This is a genomic window from Micromonospora sp. NPDC049102, assembly GCF_043197485.1.
Taxonomy (GTDB): Bacteria; Actinomycetota; Actinomycetes; order Mycobacteriales; family Micromonosporaceae; genus Micromonospora.
The window spans coordinates 90340-107864 of sequence record NZ_JBICTE010000011.1 but is presented as its reverse complement, the minus strand read 5'-3'; the positions used below and the strand labels follow the sequence as shown (position 1 = coordinate 107864).

Annotated in this window: 15 protein-coding genes; 14 read left to right on the top strand and 1 reads right to left on the bottom strand. The window is 68.5% G+C overall.

What is annotated here, in order from left to right; translation table 11 throughout:
* Positions 1-54 precede the first annotated feature (54 nt).
* The 5 genes from ACGFH9_RS14145 to mltG all read left to right on the top strand — a co-directional run bounded on the left by ACGFH9_RS14145 (position 55) and on the right by mltG (position 5253).
* Positions 55-519: a DUF948 domain-containing protein gene (locus tag ACGFH9_RS14145; protein ID WP_355243069.1), complete on the top strand. Its 465-nt coding sequence runs from the start codon at positions 55-57 to the stop codon at positions 517-519.
* A gap of 28 nt (positions 520-547) precedes the next feature.
* Positions 548-853 (top strand): hypothetical protein, encoded by a 306-nt coding sequence (locus ACGFH9_RS14140; RefSeq protein WP_355243072.1) that lies wholly within the window; start codon positions 548-550, stop codon positions 851-853.
* Positions 850-3528, top strand: a complete 2679-nt coding sequence (gene alaS / locus ACGFH9_RS14135) for an alanine--tRNA ligase (RefSeq protein WP_355243075.1) — start codon at positions 850-852, stop codon at positions 3526-3528. The genes ACGFH9_RS14140 and alaS overlap by 4 nt, the downstream gene beginning before the upstream one ends.
* Positions 3529-3601: 73 nt before the next feature.
* Entirely contained in the window at positions 3602-4060 is a 459-nt protein-coding gene (gene ruvX, locus ACGFH9_RS14130; RefSeq protein ID WP_393218560.1) for a Holliday junction resolvase RuvX, read from the top strand.
* On the top strand, positions 4060-5253 hold the full coding sequence (gene mltG / locus ACGFH9_RS14125; protein ID WP_393218557.1) for an endolytic transglycosylase MltG: 1194 nt from the start codon (positions 4060-4062) through the stop codon (positions 5251-5253). Before ruvX ends, mltG begins: the two co-directional genes overlap by 1 nt.
* Positions 5254-5351: 98 nt before the next feature.
* Here the strand turns inward: mltG and ACGFH9_RS14120 are convergent, their stop codons facing one another.
* Entirely contained in the window at positions 5352-5843 is a 492-nt protein-coding gene (locus ACGFH9_RS14120; RefSeq protein WP_393218555.1) for a peptidoglycan-binding protein, read from the bottom strand.
* Positions 5844-5998: 155 nt separating this feature from the next.
* On the opposite strand from ACGFH9_RS14120, the gene ACGFH9_RS14115 reads away from it, so the two are divergent.
* From ACGFH9_RS14115 to ACGFH9_RS14075, 9 genes are all read left to right on the top strand, one after another.
* On the top strand, positions 5999-6832 hold the full coding sequence (locus ACGFH9_RS14115; RefSeq protein WP_393218552.1) for a shikimate dehydrogenase: 834 nt from the start codon (positions 5999-6001) through the stop codon (positions 6830-6832).
* A gap of 194 nt (positions 6833-7026) precedes the next feature.
* The gene (locus tag ACGFH9_RS14110) at positions 7027-8283 is read left to right on the top strand and encodes an ammonium transporter (protein ID WP_393218549.1); all 1257 of its coding nucleotides are present in this window, start codon (positions 7027-7029) and stop codon (positions 8281-8283) included.
* Positions 8280-9419, top strand: a complete 1140-nt coding sequence (locus tag ACGFH9_RS14105) for a hypothetical protein (RefSeq protein WP_393218546.1) — start codon at positions 8280-8282, stop codon at positions 9417-9419. The genes ACGFH9_RS14110 and ACGFH9_RS14105 overlap by 4 nt, the downstream gene beginning before the upstream one ends.
* A 46-nt stretch (positions 9420-9465) precedes the next feature.
* Entirely contained in the window at positions 9466-12072 is a 2607-nt protein-coding gene (locus ACGFH9_RS14100) for a nitrate- and nitrite sensing domain-containing protein (RefSeq protein WP_393218543.1), read from the top strand.
* Positions 12069-12503, top strand: coding sequence for a roadblock/LC7 domain-containing protein (locus ACGFH9_RS14095; protein ID WP_393218540.1), 435 nt, complete (start codon positions 12069-12071; stop codon positions 12501-12503). The genes ACGFH9_RS14100 and ACGFH9_RS14095 overlap by 4 nt, the downstream gene beginning before the upstream one ends.
* 101 nt (positions 12504-12604) lie before the next feature.
* Positions 12605-12892 (top strand): DUF742 domain-containing protein, encoded by a 288-nt coding sequence (locus ACGFH9_RS14090; RefSeq protein WP_393218538.1) that lies wholly within the window; start codon positions 12605-12607, stop codon positions 12890-12892.
* 34 nt (positions 12893-12926) lie between these two features.
* Entirely contained in the window at positions 12927-13490 is a 564-nt protein-coding gene (locus ACGFH9_RS14085; protein WP_393218535.1) for an ATP/GTP-binding protein, read from the top strand.
* A gap of 166 nt (positions 13491-13656) precedes the next feature.
* Positions 13657-15363 carry a glycosyl hydrolase gene (locus tag ACGFH9_RS14080; RefSeq protein ID WP_393218533.1) on the top strand — a complete coding sequence of 569 codons (1707 nt, stop codon included), beginning with the start codon at positions 13657-13659 and terminating at the stop codon, positions 15361-15363.
* 224 nt (positions 15364-15587) lie between these two features.
* Positions 15588-17525: a hypothetical protein gene (locus ACGFH9_RS14075; RefSeq protein WP_393218531.1), complete on the top strand. Its 1938-nt coding sequence runs from the start codon at positions 15588-15590 to the stop codon at positions 17523-17525.

Below are 17525 nucleotides of genomic sequence, written 5' to 3'. Positions count from 1 at the left end.
TGTTGCGTTCCGAGGACGTCGGGTCCGGCGGAAATCTGCTTGAGGAGGACACGCGTGGGCGACATTTTAGAGGTCGCGGCGCTGATCGCGGCGAGCGCGTTCGCGGTGCTGGTGCTCATCCTGACGCTGCCGATCCTGCGGCTGCGGCACACGGTCGACGCCACCACCCGGATGATCAACGACCTCAACGACCGGACGGCACCGCTGCTCGGCGACGTCAACACCACGGTGAAGAACGTCAACATCGCTCTGGAGCAGGTGCAGACCTCGCTCGACGGTGTGAACCTGCAGTTGGCCAAGGTCGACACGATGACCAGTCACGCCCAGAACGTCACCGCCAACGTCGCCAACCTGGCGACGGTGGTCTCCGCCGCAGCCGCGAACCCGCTGGTCAAGGTCGCCGCGTTCGGCTACAGCGTGCGGCGGGCCGCCGCGAGCCGTCGGCACGCCGAGACCGAGCGCGAGGTGCGCGACACCATCAAGCAGCAGCGGCGGGCCGCCCGGCGCGGCAACCGCTGACCGGCCCGGCCACAGGAGGTAGCACGACATGAAGCGTCTGTTCTGGCTCGGCATCGGCGTGGCCGTGGGCGTGGTGGTGGTCCGCAGGGCGACCCGGACCGCACAGGCGTACACCCCGGCCGGCATCGCCAGCTCGTTGTCGGAATCCGCTGGCAGCCTGGCGGAGTCGGTGCGTAGCTTCGTGGAGGACGTCCGGGTCGGGATGGCCGAGCGCGAGCAGGAGATCCACCAGGCGTTCGTCCAGGGCGAGGCGTTCGACGACCAGTTCGCCGAGCTGCGGGAGTCCCCGCGGATCGGCGATCGAGAGATTTTTCCGGAGGAACACCAGCGATGAAGACGGCGGAGATCAAGCGGCGGTACCTCGCGCACTTCGAGGCGAACGGTCATGCCGTGGTGCCGTCCGCTCCGCTGCCCGCCATCAGCGACCCGAACCTGTTGTTCGTCAACGCGGGCATGGTGCAGTTCGTGCCGTACTTCCTGGGCCAGCAGACCCCGCCGTACCAGCGGGCGGTCAGCGTGCAGAAGTGCATCCGTACGCCGGACATCGACGAGGTCGGCAAGACCAGCCGGCACGGCACGTTCTTCCAGATGAACGGCAACTTCTCCTTCGGCGACTACTTCAAGGCCGGGGCGATTCCGCTGGCGTGGGAGTTGTCGACGAAGCCGGTCGCCGAGGGTGGTTACGGGCTTGATCCGGAGCGGATCTGGCCGACGATCTACCTGGACGACGACGAGGCGTACGAGATCTGGCGGTCGGTGGGTGTGCCGGCCGAGCGGATCGTGCGTCGGGGCAAGGCGGACAACTTCTGGTCCATGGGCATTCCCGGGCCGTGTGGTCCGTCGTCCGAGCTGTTCTACGACCGGGGCCCGGAGTACGGCGCCGAGGGTGGTCCGGCGGTCGACGAGGACCGGTACATGGAGTACTGGAACCTCGTGTTCATGCAGTTCGAGCGGGGTCCGGGCACCAACAAGGAGGACTACCCGATCCTGGGTGAGTTGCCGGCGAAGAACATCGACACCGGCATGGGCCTGGAGCGGATGGCCTCGATCCTGCAGGGCGTCGACAACCTGTACGAGATCGACGAGGTCCGGCCGATCCTGGCGCGGGCGGCGGAGCTGACCGGTAAGCGGTACGGGGCGCACTCCGGGCACGTGGCGAGCGAGTCGCACCCGGACGACGTGCGGCTGCGGGTGGTCGCGGATCACGTGCGGACCGCGTTGATGCTGATCGGTGACGGTGTGACCCCGTCGAACGAGGGTCGCGGGTACGTGCTGCGGCGGATCATGCGTCGGGCGATCCGGTCGATTCGGCTGCTGGGTTGGCAGGACCGGGCGCTGCCCGAGCTGCTGCCGGTGGCGCGGGACTGCATGGCGCCGTCGTACCCGGAGCTGGCGACGGACTTCGACCGGATCGCGCAGTACGCGTACGCCGAGGAGGAGGCGTTCCTGTCGACGCTGCGTGCCGGGACGACGATCCTGGACACGGCGATCGCGGAGACCCGTACGGCGGGTGGCACGGCGTTGTCCGGGGCGAAGGCGTTCCAGTTGCACGACACGTACGGCTTCCCGATCGACCTGACCCTGGAGATCGCGGCCGAGCAGGGCCTGAAGGTCGACGACGAGGGCTTCCGCCGACTGATGGCCGACCAGCGCACGCGTGCCAAGGCGGACGCGCAGGCCCGCAAGACCGGGCACACCGACGTGTCGGCGTACCGGTCGGTGCTCGACGAGGGCGGCCCGGTGACGTTCACCGGCTACAGCGAGGTGGCCCGCGAGTCGCGGGTGCGCGCGCTGCTGGGCTCGGACGGGCGACGGGCGGCGGCGACCGAGGGCGAGACCGTCGAGCTGGTGCTCGACACGACCCCGTTCTACGCCGAGGGCGGCGGCCAGCAGCCGGACCACGGCATCATCACGGTCGGCGACGGTCAGGTCGAGGTGCTCGACGTGCAGCAGCCGGTGCCGGGCCTCATCGTGCACCGGGCCCGGGTGATCCGGGGCGAGGTGCACCCCGGCGACACCGGCTACGCCGAGATCGACGCCACCCGTCGACGGGCGATCTCCCGGTCGCACACCGCCACCCACCTGGTGCACCAGACCATGCGCAATTTCCTCGGCGAGTCGGCGACCCAGGCGGGTTCGCTGAACGCGCCGGGCCGCCTGCGGTTCGACTTCAACACCCCGACCGGTGTGTCGCCGACTGTCCTGCGCGACGTGGAGCAGCAGGTCAACGAGGTGTTGCTCGCCGACCTTGAGGTGCACGCCTTCATCACCTCGCTGGACGAGGCGCGGCGGATCGGCGCGATGGCGCTCTTCGGTGAGAAGTACGGCGAGGAGGTGCGGGTCGTCGAGGTGGGCGACTACGCCCGCGAGCTGTGCGGCGGCACGCACGTGGCCCGCTCGGCGCAGCTCGGTCTCGTGAAGATCCTCTCCGAGTCGTCGATCGGCTCCGGTGTGCGCCGGGTCGAGGCGCTGGTCGGCATGGACGCCTTCGGCTTCCTGGCCAAGGAACACCTGCTGGTGTCCCGGCTGGCCGAGCTGTACCGGGTGCCCAACGACCAGGTCGCCGACCGGGTGGAGCAGACGGTCACCCAGCTCCGCGACGCGGAGAAGGAACTGGAGAAGCTGCGCGCCCAGCTCGTGCTCGGCGGGGCGGGTGCGCTCGCCGCGCAGGCCAAGGACGTGCGCGGAGTGGCGTACGTCGGCACCGAGGCGCCGGAGGGCGCGGCCGGTAACGACGTACGGACCCTGGCGCAGGAGATCCGCGGCAAGATCGACCCGGCGCGACCGGCGGTCGTCGCGGTGGCGGCCCGGGCGAACGGCAAGGCGTCGCTGGTGGTGGCGGTCAACGCGGCGGCCCGCAGTCGGGGCATCGCCGCGTCGGACCTGGTGAAGGCGGCGTTCTCCGGGCGCGGCGGGGGAAGCCCCGACCTGGCCCAGGGTGGCGGACTGCCCGCGACCGAGGCGCCGAACCTCCTGCTCACGGTCGAGAAGGCGATCACCGAGGCGTGATGGACAGTCAGTGTCGACCAGGGCGGGCCATTCGGTCCGCCCTGGTTCGTCGACAGCCCGCGGGTGACCGACGGTGACCGGGTTTACACGGGGCGTTCGCCTCGGTGTGGACGTCGGGCAGGTGCGCGTCGGCGTGTCGCGCTCCGATCCGCACGGGGTGCTGGCCACGCCGGTGGTCACCCTCGCCCGCGACCTCACCGTCGCGCCGGACGCGGTGCCGACCGACATTGCCCAGATCGCGGCACTTGTGGTCGAGCACGAGGCCGTCGAGGTGGTCGTCGGTCTTCCGGTCAACCTGGCCGGTAAACACGGCCCGGCGGCGGTCAGTGTCAAGGCGTACGCTGACCGATTGGTCAATGTGATAGCGCCGATCCCGGTAACGCTTACCGACGAGAGGATGTCGACCGTGGTCGCTTCTCGTAGGCTTGCCGAGCGTGGCGTTCGTGGCAAGCGTCAACGTGCGGTTGTCGATCAGGCGGCCGCAGTGGAGATCCTGCAGAGCTGGCTGGACGCGCAGCGGAGGCGGACGTAATGATCGACGATCTGGATCTTGGGTTCGACGAGCCGGAGCGAGGTGAGAAGGGCCGGCACCGGCGTAGCTTCCGCAAGCGCAAGGGAGGCTCCGGCGGCGGCCGGGGCAAGACGTTCCTGGCTCTGTTGATGGCCCTGGCCCTGCTGGGCGCCATCGGCGGCGGCGCGTTCTACGGGTTCGACCGGATCCAGAACTACTTCGTCACGCCCGACTACGACGGCGCCGGATCCGGTGAGATCACCGTCGAGATCAAGAACGGTGCGTTGCTGGCCGACATGGCCGACGCCCTGGTCGCGGCCGACGTGGTCAAGAGCCAGAAGGCGTTCATCGAGGCCGCCGAGGCCAACTCACGCAGCAAGAACATCCAGCCGGGCACGTACAAGCTGCGCAAGCAGATGAGCGGCGCGAGTGCCGTGACGGCCATGCTCGACCTCAAGAACAAGATCGTCAACGGGTTGACCATTCCCGAGGGTCGCACCAGCAAGAACATCTACAAGCTGCTCTCCGACAAGACCAAGATCCCGGTCAAGGAGTTCGAGGCCGCCGCGAAGGACCCGGAGGGGCTCGGCGTCCCGGACTGGTGGTTCAAGCGCGACGACGGCAAGAAGGTCGTCAAGTCCGTCGAGGGCTTTCTCTACCCGGACACGTACGAGATCCCGCCGAAGGCCACCGCCGAGAGCATCCTCAAGCTGATGGTGGACAACTTCCTCTCGGTGACCGGTGAGATGAAGTTCGCCGACCGGGTGCAGAAGGAGCGCAAGGTCAGCCCGTACGAGGCGTTGATCGTGGCGTCGCTGGCCCAGGCCGAGGCCGGTAACAAGGACGACCTCGGCAAGGTCGCCCGGGTGGCCTACAACCGGGCGTACGGCGAGTTCCCGTGCACCTGCCTGGAGATGGACGTCACGGTCAACTACTACCTGGAGTCGATCGGCAAGCCGACCAAGTCGTCCAAGCAGATGACGGCGGCCGAGTTGGACGACCCGAAGAACCCCTACAACCGCAAGCTGTCCGGCATGATCCCGACCCCGATCAACAACCCGGGCAAGCAGGCCCTGGAGGGGGCGATGGCCACGCCGGTGGGCAAGTGGCTCTACTTCGTGGCGATCGACAAGCAGGGGCACTCGGCCTTCGCCGAGACGTACGCCGAACACCAGCGCAACGAGGCCAGGGCCCGGGAGGCCGGCATCATCTGACGCCGCACACTGCGAAAAGGCTCCCTTTCCGGCGACCGGCGACATCGGTCGCGCTCGAAGGGGAGCCTTTTCGCGTCAGATCGGCTGGCGTGCCACGGTCAGTGGCTCGTGCCCGTCCACGTGCCGGTGCGCGGGTTGAGGAACGTCCACACGCCGTTGCTGTTCTGCTTGCGCAACGCGAACGTGCGGTTGTAGCCGTAGTAGAAGTACCCGGTCTGCGTACTCGTGTCGTAGCCGGTGTTCCGGTTGACCGCGCCGTACGCCTTGCCCCAGGTCTGCGGCCCGACCTGCCCGTCGACGCCGATGCTCATCACGCCCTGCCAGGTCCTGGTCTTGGCGGCGGTGTTGGAGCCGAACTCGCCGTCGATGAAGCTGGTGCCGACGGTGCCGCTCAGGTCGTCGGCCCAGATGATGGCCTGCCACAGCCGCACGATGTTGCCGGCGCGCACGCACGAGCTGGACGTGCACAGCTGGTGGTTGTCCGACCAGCTGCCCGCCGCGCTGTCCGCCCGGGCGGGTGCGGCGGCCACCAGCGTGAGGCTGAAGGCCGCGGCAATCGCGATGAGGACGCGCAGAATCCGTTTGTTCATGGTTCCCCCCTGTTTCCGATCGATCGTCCTACCTCGGAAAGCTTTCACCGACATCGATGGAACGTCAAGCAAATACCATCGCCACCGCCGGTGCTGGCTGGTGCGGTCGTCCGTGCGCTCGGTAGGGTCGAGGCGACGTGTACGAAGGGGCGGACATGACGCGGACCGGGGCGGCCCGTCGGGCCGCGGTACTGGGCAAACCCATCGCACACTCGCTCTCCCCGGTGATCCACACCGCCGGGTACACCGCCGCCGGGCTGACCGGGTGGTCGTACACCCGGATCGAGTGCGCGGCCGCGGAGCTGCCGGATCTGGTCGCGGGCCTGGGCCCGGAGTGGGCCGGGCTGTCGGTGACGATGCCGGGCAAGGAGGCGGCGCTCGCGGTGGCCGACGCCGCGTCGCCTGTCGCCGTCGCCGTCGGCGCGGCCAACACGTTGGTACGCCGACAGGACGGCTCCTGGTACGCGGACAACACCGACGTCGGCGGCATGGTGGACGTGCTCACCGAGGCCGGCGTCACCGCCGGCGCGGCGATGACCGTGCTCGGTGCGGGCGGAACGGCCCGCGCCGCGCTCGCCGCCGCCGCACGGTTGGCCTGCTCGTCGGTGACGGTGGTGGCCCGTCGGGCCGAGGCGGTCGAGGGCCTGCGACCGGTCGCCGAGGCGGTCGGCGTTGCGGTGAGCGCCGGCGCCTGGGTGGACGCCCGTCGCCACCTCGCGGCCGACGTGGTCGTCTCCACGGTGCCGAAGGGCGTGGCCGACAGCCTCGCCGGTGAGGCGGACTGGCACGCCGGCGCGGTCTACTTCGACGCGCTCTACGACCCGTGGCCGAGCCCCCTGGCTGCGTCCGCGCTCGGGGCCGACGTGCGGGTGATGTCTGGACTGGATCTCCTTCTGGCTCAGGCGGTGGGCCAGTTCGAACAGTTCACGGGCGTACGCGCCCCGGTCCAGGCCATGCGCGCCGCGTTGAAGTCGGCCCGGCCCGACTGACACCCGGAGGTCCATTCTCTCCTTCCATCGACGACGGGCACATTCGTGTCGCGTGCGCCCGTGGGCTGCACGTGTGTCGGGTGCTCTCAGCTTCGGAGCGAACCGGTGAATATCCGGGCTCGCCGTGAACCAAGACCGGATCTTGTTCGTTTGGGGGCACGGCGATCTGGCTCTACGGGTGGGGGTGAGTGGGGATGAGTCAAGCGGGTCTTGATGGCGGGGCAACCGCCTGGGTGTTGGTGTCGGCCGTCTTGGTGCTCTTGATGACGCCAGGAGTGGCTTTCTTCTACGGTGGCATGGTTCGCGCCTCCAACGTCGCCGGCACCGTGATGCAGGGTTTCATGACGATCGGTGTCGTCACGGTCCTGTGGTTACTGCTCGGCTACTCCCTGGCCTTCGGGCCGAGCAACTCGTTCGTCGGCGGGTGGTCATTCGTCGGGCTCACCGATCTCGCGGCCGAGGTACCGGGGATCGACCTCGCCGGGGTACCGCCAATGGCCTTCGTGCTGTTCCAGATGATGTTCGCGGTGATCACCCCGGCGCTGATCCTCGGAGCTGGGGCGGAGCGATGGCGTTTCAGTGCCTCGATGATCTTCGTCGCGCTCTGGTCTCTGTTGGTCTACGCGCCGGTGGCACACTGGCTGTTCTCGCCGCTTGGTTGGGCGCACCAGCTCGGCGCGCTCGATTTCGCCGGTGGAGCGGTGGTACACGCCAACGCCGGTGCGGCGGCGCTTGTCGTCGCCGCGCGTCTGGGGCGTCGGGCTCGCGCGGAACACCGTCCGCACAATCTGCCGATGATGCTGCTCGGCACGGCGCTGCTCTGGGTCGGCTGGTTCGGCTTCAACGGGGGTTCGGCCCTCAGCGCCAGCGGCCTGGCTGTGCTCGCGGTCGTCAACACGCAGGCGGCCGCCGCAGTGGCGATGATCGCCTGGGCCCTCGTGGAGCGACTTCGGTTCGGCAAGCCGACCACGCTGGGGGCCGCGTCCGGGGCAGTGGCCGGCCTGGTCGCGATCACTCCGGCGGCCGGGTACGTGACGCCTACGAGTGCGCTGCTGATCGGTCTCGTGGCGGGCGTCCTGTGCCACTTCGCAGTGGGGCTCAAGGCGCTCCTCCGACTCGACGACGCGCTCGACGTTGCCGCCGTCCATCTGGGCGGCGGGTTGATCGGCGCGATCTCGGTCGGCCTCTTCGCCACCGCTTCGGTCAATCCTGGAATAGCGAACGGCCTGTTTTACGGGGGCGGGTATCGGCTGCTCGGAGTGCAGGCGCTGGCCGTCGGCGCGGTGGTGGTGTACTCCGCGGTGGTTTCCTTGATCATCATGGTCTTCGTGTCGCGGATTCGTGGCAACCGCATCGGTGGCCGCGCGGAGAGCGTCGGGTTGGACCTGTCACAGCATGGCGAGACCCCGTACGTGTTCCCGTCGACGCGGCAGCCGGCGGTCCGGTCGTGACCAAGCCAATTGCCCTTCGCCAGCGGCGCGGGCCATGGATCGCAGTCGCGTTGCTGCTGATCACCGTCCTGACCACGGTGTACGCGATGCTCGCCGTGCAGTCGCGCCGCCAGCTCGACGCCGACGCAGCTCGGGTCACGAGCGAGCAGCAGGGGGTGCGCTACCTGCGGGCAACCACCGACCTGATCAGCGAGTTGACCCGACTCAGGGCGCAGACGGTGCGCAATACGGTGGTCAACCCCGGCGCGCTCCAGCGGGCGGTCGTCGAGCTCGATGCGCTCGACGGACGCGAGGGCCAGGCGCTCGGCCTTGGTCAGCGTTGGCCCGGATTACGTCCGAAGGTCAAGCAGCTCATGGACGACAAGCCGACCGGGCGTCAAGCGCTCGACCGGTACAGCGAGGTACTCACTCTCGCGGTGGACATGGCCGCCAAGGTAGTGCGTCTCGCGCATCTGAACGGCAGTACGGACAGCTACGGAAACTACCTTGCCGATGCGAGCTTCGTTCAGTTGCCCATCGTGCTGACCGGCGCGAATTCGGTGGCTGACCAGGCTTACCTCGGCGACAAGTCCGGGTCGACCGCGGTCGCCATCGCGGTGACCCGCGCGCAGGTGGCGGCTGCGGCCGCCGCGATCGAGGCCGGTCTGCGGGTCGTGACCGAAGCCGCTGGTCACGCTGCGCTGATCGAGCCCCTCGACTCGTTCCGCGACACCGTCAGCCGGTTCGGCGACACTGCGCTGGCCGGTACGGCCGGGAAGAAGGCAGTCGCTGCCATTGCAGTACAGCTGCAGGACGCGAGCTTGAACGTGGCCGACGCGATGTCCATCGAGCTGGATCGGCTACTCAAGGACACCGTTCGCTCCCTCGACAGGCTCCGGCAACAGCAGATGGCCATGGTGATCGGCGGGGCATTGGTCGGGCTGCTGTTCTTCTGGTGGGCGGTGCCCGCCCGCGAACGGGAGTCGGGCGACGACCGGGACGAGGAGGTTGGAACGCAGCCGATCGCCGATATCGCGTCCCTGTCCGTCGCGATGCCGGAGGTTGATGCTCGGGAACTGCTCGCAACCGAAGAACTGCTTCGAGTCGGCCGCGGGGTACGACCTCGAGCGGATGACGAAGAGTTGTCAGATGCTTAGTGGACTCCGCATTACGCAGCGACTCAGTCTCCTCTCGCTGCTGTCGGTGGCCGTGGCGCTGTGCGCCACCGTGCCGCTCGTCGCGCGGGGCATCGACCAGGCGCGCTCGGCTGCCGTCGTCGCGGACAGTGCGAAGACTGCGCGGTCGGTGAGTCGGCTGATCCGGGACCTACAGCGAGAGCGCCTGCTCGTCGTGGGACGGCTCGGCGGAGCACCGGTCGGTCACGATGCGCTTCCTGTGCAGATGCAACAGGTGGACGACAGTTGGGAGAGCGTGGCACGTGCGCTGCCGTCCACCGCCGGCACCGAGCTCCGTACGGTGCTAGACCAACCGGGTCGCCTGCAAGAGCTTCGCGTCCCTGCTTCAGTGGACGCCCGCGACGCGGCGAAGCTCGTCCGTGGCTACGACGACCTGATCCGGGCACTGCTCGATGGTCTACGGCTGACCGCCTCAGCAGGTGTCGACGCGTCGGGGCTGCGACGGACGGCGGCGGTGGATTCCCTGCTGCGACTGGACGAGGCGGCCAGCCAGAGCCTCACCGCGGTGCTACTCGAGCTGGTGAACCCGAGCGAAGCCCAGCGGTGGGCGGCCTCGGCGGAGTCAGCGGCGCTGATCTATCGGGAGATTTTCCAGCAGCAGGGGGACGCGCACCACCAGGCGTTGGTAGCGGCGGCGGACACAGGACCAACGTTCGGGCGAGCACGAGCGGCGGTGGCCGCCGTGACGAGTCGTCGCGCGTCAGCACAGGTTCCTCCGATTAGTCGACAGACGTCGATGATTGAGGCTGCGCTCTCCACTCGGCAGGAGGTCCAGGACGAGATCACGCGCGATACGACGCGGCGAGCGGCGGACGCCGCAGTCGCTGCCCGTCGCGCCGCCGGCCTGGAGGTCGGGGTGGTCGTGGGACTGCTGGCCGCGATCTGGCTCTTCGCTGTCGCGGTGAACAGGTCTGTGGCACGGCCCCTGCGGCGGATGACGCGCGCGGCCAACGCGGTAGCCGACCTCGCTGCTCACGAGATGACACGAATCAACGAGCTCGAGTACGACGAAGAGGAACTTCAACCGAAGTTCGCCGCCGTGATGCTGCGGTCGGCGGACGAGATCGGCGAACTCGCATCAGCGTTCAACCGGGTGCAGGCGACCGCGGCGCTGCTGTTGCAGCAACAGGCACTCAACCGGCGCAACGTATCGGTGATGTTCGTCAACATCGCGAACCGCACTCGCAGTCTGGTTGAGCGGCAGGTAGCTCGTATCGACCAGTTGGAGCGCGACGAGTCCAATGAAGAGCGGCTTGCCCAGTTGTACCAGTTGGACCACCTGACAAGCCGGCTCCGGCGGGGGACGGAGAGCCTGCTCGCGATTGCCGGTCGACGGGACGATGAGCAGTTGGATGCGCACGTCCCGACACCTTTGATCGACGTCATTCGCTCCTCGATCGGCGAGATCGAGCGTTATGAGAATGTTCACCTGGAGTCGGTGGCCAATACGACGGTGGCGGCGGGCGCCGTGGCCGACCTGACCCTGATCCTTGCCGAGTTGCTGGAAAACGCGACATCATTCTCGCCGCCGTCCGCGCCGGTCGTCGTCTCGGCGAGCCTGACTCCGGAGTGCATGATTCGCATCGTCGACTCCGGTATCGGCATGAGGCCGGCCCGGATCGTCGAGGAGAACAGTCGACTTGTCTCGGTGGGACGGCCTGACGTCGCGCCGACCACCATGCTCGGATTGATCGTGGTGGGGCGACTGGCCCGGAGGCACGGGATGACGGTACGGCTGATGCCGTCGCCGGTCACCGGGGTGACCGTCGAGATCACGGTTCCGCAGCACATGTTGCTGCACCTGAACGTCGATCAACCGGCGGCCCGGCCGCGAGGAGGGGCTGAGCCCGCGCCGGTGCGACGGGCAGCGCAGAATGCCCCCGCCCCCGCCGCCGTGGGTGTCGAAGCGTCGCCCCGACCGCTGACCGAGGCGTTCGGTGACCGTGCCTTCAACTGGTGGACTGGCCGGTTGGACGCTGCTGCCCAGACGCCTGGCCAGCACGTTCCGTTGCCAACTGTTCCGCGTGGTGGTCAGCCGGAGACGGCGCCGCCCCTAACGGCAGCAGAGTCGGAAGCCACCGAAATGCGTGCTGGGCTGCGGCGACGCCGGCCGGGTGCAACCCAGGCGACCCTGGATTGGGATGGTCCGGCCCGGTCCGAGCCCGCAGGTTGGAGCGGGCAGCACGAAACTCTGCCGTACCCATCCCGACGTCCGGAGGCGGAGCGGGCCGAGTTGGACGAGATGGTCCGTGCGGAGGCGCGAGCTACGGGCGCGGTCGAGCCCGGTCGGCGTGGGCCAGGTCGTGACGCGCAGACGTCAGCCGGGTGGGCCGCGGATATCGGGCCGTTGCCGCCGCGCGTTGCCGCGTTCTCGACGGCTCGGGGGACCGCGCAGGTCAGCCCCGGCGGTTTGCAACGGCGTCGCCCGGGAGAGCATCTCAACCTGCAGTTGGCCGAGGAACTCAGCGCCGACACACGCTATCGGGCGGCAGAGCTACCCGCCGAAAGGCTGGGCGTGCGGCGTGATCCCGAGGCCGAACGGGCAGCACTCGACGACTTTCACGATGGGCTCGCTCGGGCGGCGACCCTCCACAACAACCGGAGCGGACGATGACAGCAGGCGGGCACCAGACAAGCAACGAGGCGCAGCAGTTCAACTGGCTGCTCGAGAGGTTCGCCAGCGATACCGCAGGCGTCCTGGAGGCGATCGCGGTCTCCTCCGACGGGTTGCTCGTGGCGCTCTCCGCCACCCTCTCTCGCACGGACGCCGACCGACTCTCCGCCATCACCTCTGCCCTCTCGAGCCTGGCGAGCGGCACCTCACGTGTGTACGACCTCGGCGCCACGAACAAGGTCATCATCGACATGCAGCGGGGCTATCTGCTGGTGAGCGCTATCAACACACGTTGTTCACTCGGAGTGCTCGCACAGAAGGACGCCAGCCTGGGCAACCTCGCCTATGAGATGGCGGTCTTCGCCAATCACGCCGGCCCGGTACTCACGCCGCAGCTTATCGACGAACTGAAGCTCACGGTCCGGGCCTGACCGGGGTGGTGGCAGACGGGGCTCACGAAACGGCAGGAGCACGACATCGCCAGGTGTCCCGGGTAAGGCCTTATCTGTTGACCGGCGGTCGAGTACGCCCCATGGGGGTGACGTTGAACGTGGCAGCGCAGGTGATGGCCACCCGGGACGGCCTGCTAGGGGCGTCCCGCCTGCACTACGAGCATCGGGACATCGTGGAGTTCTGCAGGCAGTGGGTAGCCATCGCGGAGATCTCCGCCCACGTCGGGCTGCATCTCGGAGTCACGCGAGTACTGGTCGCAGACCTGATCGCGCTGAAGTTTCTCACCACCCGCGGATTGGACCTCCCCGAGGACCGGCAGACGCAGATCATCGAAAGGGTTATCCGTGGACTTACCGCAATTCGCTGACCCGGCTGCCGAAAGCGCCCGGCCGCCCGTACCGGTGAAGATCGTCATCGCCGGTGGTTTCGGAGTGGGCAAGACCACTGCGGTCTCTCAGGTCTCCGAAGTTCCCGTGCTGACCACCGAGGCGCCGATGACCGAGGCTGCGGCCGCACTCGACCGCGCCGAGGAGGTGCCAGACAAGACGACCACGACGGTTGCGCTGGACTTTGGTCGCATCACCATCGACGACGAAATCAAGCTCTACCTCTTTGGCACGCCGGGCCAGGACCGTTTCGGTTTCATGTGGCGCGATCTGACCGAAGGGGCGCTCGGCGCTCTGGTGATCGTCGATGCGCGTCGCCTCGACGACTGTTATCCGGCAGTCGACTACTTCGAGCGAACCGGCATTCCCTTCGGGGTGGCCGTCAACCTGTTCGACGGCATGTTGACCCATGATCTTGACGATGTGCGGTGGGCTCTGGCGGTCTCCGACGACACGCCGCTGATCACCTTCGACGCCCGCGACCGTGGATCGGTGCTGGATGCGCTGCTGGTGGTGCTGCGCCGCAGTCTGACGATGCCGCGGCGGGCGGGCCTACCGGTCGACGTTGCGGGCCCGTGAGTCAGGGCCCGGTGCTGCCACCCGCCGCCTCCGGGAGCGACTCGCCTTCCGCGGGCTTTCTTAGCTGACGGTTAAGACGCGCTTACGGGAAACTGTCCTACCGACGACATGCCCTGGTCATCGATACGCTGCTGACGGTTGTCGCACCAGACACAGGGAGTTCTCCTTGACCAGGCATGGACTGCACCGCATCACCCGGTTCCGCAACGGCCCCCGACGCAAGGCGATCGCCATCGGCGTCGTCGGCGGTTCGGTGGTGGCCGGCATCGTGGCGACCATGATGCCCCTGTTGGCCAGCGACGACCTGTCGATCCGCGCGGTGGCGGACACCACCGCGACAATGGTCTCCCAGGACGGCGACAACTCCACCAAGGGAACCCTGGCGACCTGCGCGGCGCGCTGCGACGGCAACCCGCGCGGTGGTCGAGAGGCGGTCGTCGAGTTCACGGTGACCACGCTCCCCGCCGCCGCCGTCAACGTCCGGGCGACCCTGCGCATGCACGCATGGCAGCAGTTCGCCGCCACGGTGACCGCGCACGCCTCGTCGGCGAGCGCCCGCGAGGCGCGGCCGGTCCCGGCGAAGGCGGGAGCCGTGCTGGACACCCTGTCCGGTGTGGCCAAGGGCGCCAACGAGTGGGACGTCTCCAAGCTGGTCACCGGCAATGGCACCTTCACGGTGTCGCTGGCCCAGACCGGCCTGGAGACCCGCGTCTACTGGGCCTCGGTCGAGAACCGCAACACCGACCTACGGCCCAGCCTGGTGATCAAGTACGACCTGGGCAGTGGACCGACGTCGGCGCCGACCACGCGACCGGCGCCGCCGCCCTCGCCGACGGTCGCGCCGACGACCGCAGCACCCCGGCCCACGCCGACGGTCGCCCCGACCCGTACGCCGACGCCGACCGGGAGCCCCACCCTCCCGTCCGGCAAGTGCGGTCAGGTGTCCGACACGCTCGTGCCCTCCTGTGGCGCCTGGTGGGGGATGTACTCACCCGCCAACGCCGGCAGCGGCTGGGACCACGGTAAGGCGATCACCGACGTGGAAGCCCAGGTCGGGCGCAAGTTCGACATCGTGCACCGGTACCACGACTTCTCCAACGCCGGCAGCAACGGGGCGTTCCCCGACGCCTACGAGCAGGAGCAGATGCGCCAGGGCCGGCTGATGTTCTTCGCCTGGGAGTCGCGCGACTTCTCCGCCGGCACGACGCTGAAGTGGTCCGACATCTACAGCGGCCGGCAGGACGCGACAATCGACGCGGTCGCCGGTCGCATCCGGGCCGCCAAGGTGCCGGTGTTCATGGGCTTCGACCACGAGCCGGAGGACGAGCCGGGCAAGGGGAGCGACGCCGACTTCGTCCAGGCCTGGAAGTACGTGTACGAGCGGTTCGCCAAAGCGGGCGCCGACAATGCCGTCTGGGTGTGGACGATGATGGGTTGGTCCGGTCACTACTCGCGGTACGCCGGCCTCTACCCCGGTGACCGGTACGTCGACTGGGTGGCCTACGACCCGTACAACTTCCACGTCTGCAACGGCAGCACGGTGTGGAAGAGCCCGAGCACGACAGTGGACGGCTTCTACCGGTGGCTCGACGAGAACGGCATCGGTGCGGGCAAGCCACGGATGCTCGCCGAGTTCGGTACGAACTTCGACGCCAAGGACCCGGGCGCGAAGCAGCGCTGGTTCCAGGAGTTCCCGGCGGCCCTGAAGGCGCACCCGAAGATCAAGGCCACCATCTACTTCAATTCGCCGGGCATGACGACCCGCACGGCGACCTGTGACATGACGATGAACCACGACGCCTCCGCCGTGGCCGGGTTCACCCAGGCCGGCAAGGACGACTACCTGCGGCAGCCGACCGGGGGGAGTCGCTGACACGTGTGACGACACTGTGAACACAGCCGCCGTTCATCGGAGATCTACCGCTGATCTTCCGGCGTTCTGTCGGCTAGCAGATTCACGCACCGCCCAATCGGCGGATGCGCCTACCAGGCTGGGCGAGGCACGCTACCTCGGGTTCTCATCCATCTTGGAGGCGTAGCGTGCCCACACTCTCGCACTCATGGCGTTTGTCAGGACGACGTCGTACCCGGGCGGGGGTGGTCGCGCTGGCGGTCGCCGCCGCCGTGCTCAGTACGCCCACGGCCTCCTCGGCGGCGGTGGTACCGGCCCCCGGAACCGCGACCCTGGTGTCGGGGAATCCCGCCGACATCACCCCGCACGCCCGCGACGGTGAGACCCGCGCTTTCGCGCAGGTCGGCAACACCGTGTTCGTCGGCGGCAGCTTCACCCAGCTCCGGCAGACCGCCACGTCCGCGTGGGTCACGCAGCGCTACCTCTTCGCGTACGACCGCACCACGGGCACGATGTCCACCAGCTTCCTGCCGGTGCTCGACGGCGCGGTCAACACGCTGCTGGCGGGGCCCGGCGGCACGCTGATCGTCGGCGGCGCCTTCAAGAACGTCAACGGGGTCTCCCGCAAGAACTTGGTGGCGCTGAACCCGAGCACCGGCGCGATCATCGACAGCTGGGTGGGCCGCTCCGACGGCGGCACCGTCCGGGATGTGGCGCTGTCGGGCAACCGGCTCTACGTGGCCGGCGCGTTCAACTGGCTCAACGGCACCGCGCACGCCGGTCTCGGCCGGCTGAACGCGACCACCGGCGCGGTCGACCCCACGTTCTCCGTCGACGCCACAGTCGGGCGCAACAGCACCACCTCGTACGTGTGGACCATCGACGTCAGCCCCGACGGCAACACCCTGGCGGTCGGCGGCAACTTCACGCTCCTCAACGACCTGCCGCGCAACCAGATCGCGCTCGTCGACGTCTCCGGCACCCCGACGGTGCTGGACTGGAGCAGCGAGAAGTACGTCGCGCCCTGCGCGGCCCCGACGACCTTCGTGCACTACGTGCAGGACATCAAGTTCGGCGAGGACGGCACCTGGTTCGTGGTCGGCAGCAACGGCGGCGGTGGCTGGCCGACCGCGTACTGCGACGCGCTGGCCCGCTTCGAGACCGCGGCGCGCGGCACCGGTCAGGTCGGCACCTGGATCAACTTCACCGGCAACGACACCATCACCTCGGTCGAGGTGGCCGACAACGTCATCTACCTTGGTGGGCACTTCCGCTGGTTGAACAACCCGAACGCCAGCGACAACGCCGGTACGGGCGCGATCGACCGGCTCGGCATCGGCGCGGTCACCCCGGCCACCGGCATGCCGGTGAACTGGAACCCGCGTCGCAGTGGCAGCGCGTCGATGCCGTCCGGCACCACCGCCTGGGGCTCGTCGGTGCCGGTGCTCTGGCGCGGCTCGGACGGTCTCTACTTCGGGCACAACTCGGACGGCATGGGCGAGGAGTACCACGGGCGGCTCGGTATGTTCCCGCTCGCCGGCGGTCGCACCTTCACGGCGAAGAATCCGCCGAGCGGTAGCAGTGGCTACCTCTACCTGGGCACCGGCGCGGGCGCCGTGTCGAAGGTGCCGTTCGACAGCGCGACGCTGGGTGCGGCGACCACCGTCAGCCAGCCCACGTACACCGCGTCCGGCGCGACCTGGCGGGTCGACGATCGGATCTACTGGTCGCACACCGTGGCCGGTACGCCCACCGGTAGCCGGATCGACGTCTCGTTGTTCAACGGCGGCGCGATCGGCTCGCCGTGGGAGGCGTCCGGCTACAACGACTGGTTCAACCCGGCGGCTCTCACCGGCGCCTTCTACCTGGACGGTCGGCTCTACTACACCCGTACCGGCGCCAACGGCCTCTACTACCGCTACTTCGAGATCGACGGCAACTACCTCGGCGCCACCGAGTTCGCGTTGCCGACGAGTGGTGTCACCTGGTCGAGCGTGCGTGGCATGGCCTGGGTGGACGGTCGGATCGTCTACGGTGCGACTGACGGCGGGTTGCGCAGCGTCCCGTTCGACCCGACGGCCGCGCCGACCGCTGTCGTCAACGGCACCGCGACGACGCTCATCGCCGCAGCGACACCCGACTTGTCCTGGTCCGTCCCCTCAATGTTCTTCTCCGTGCAGTGA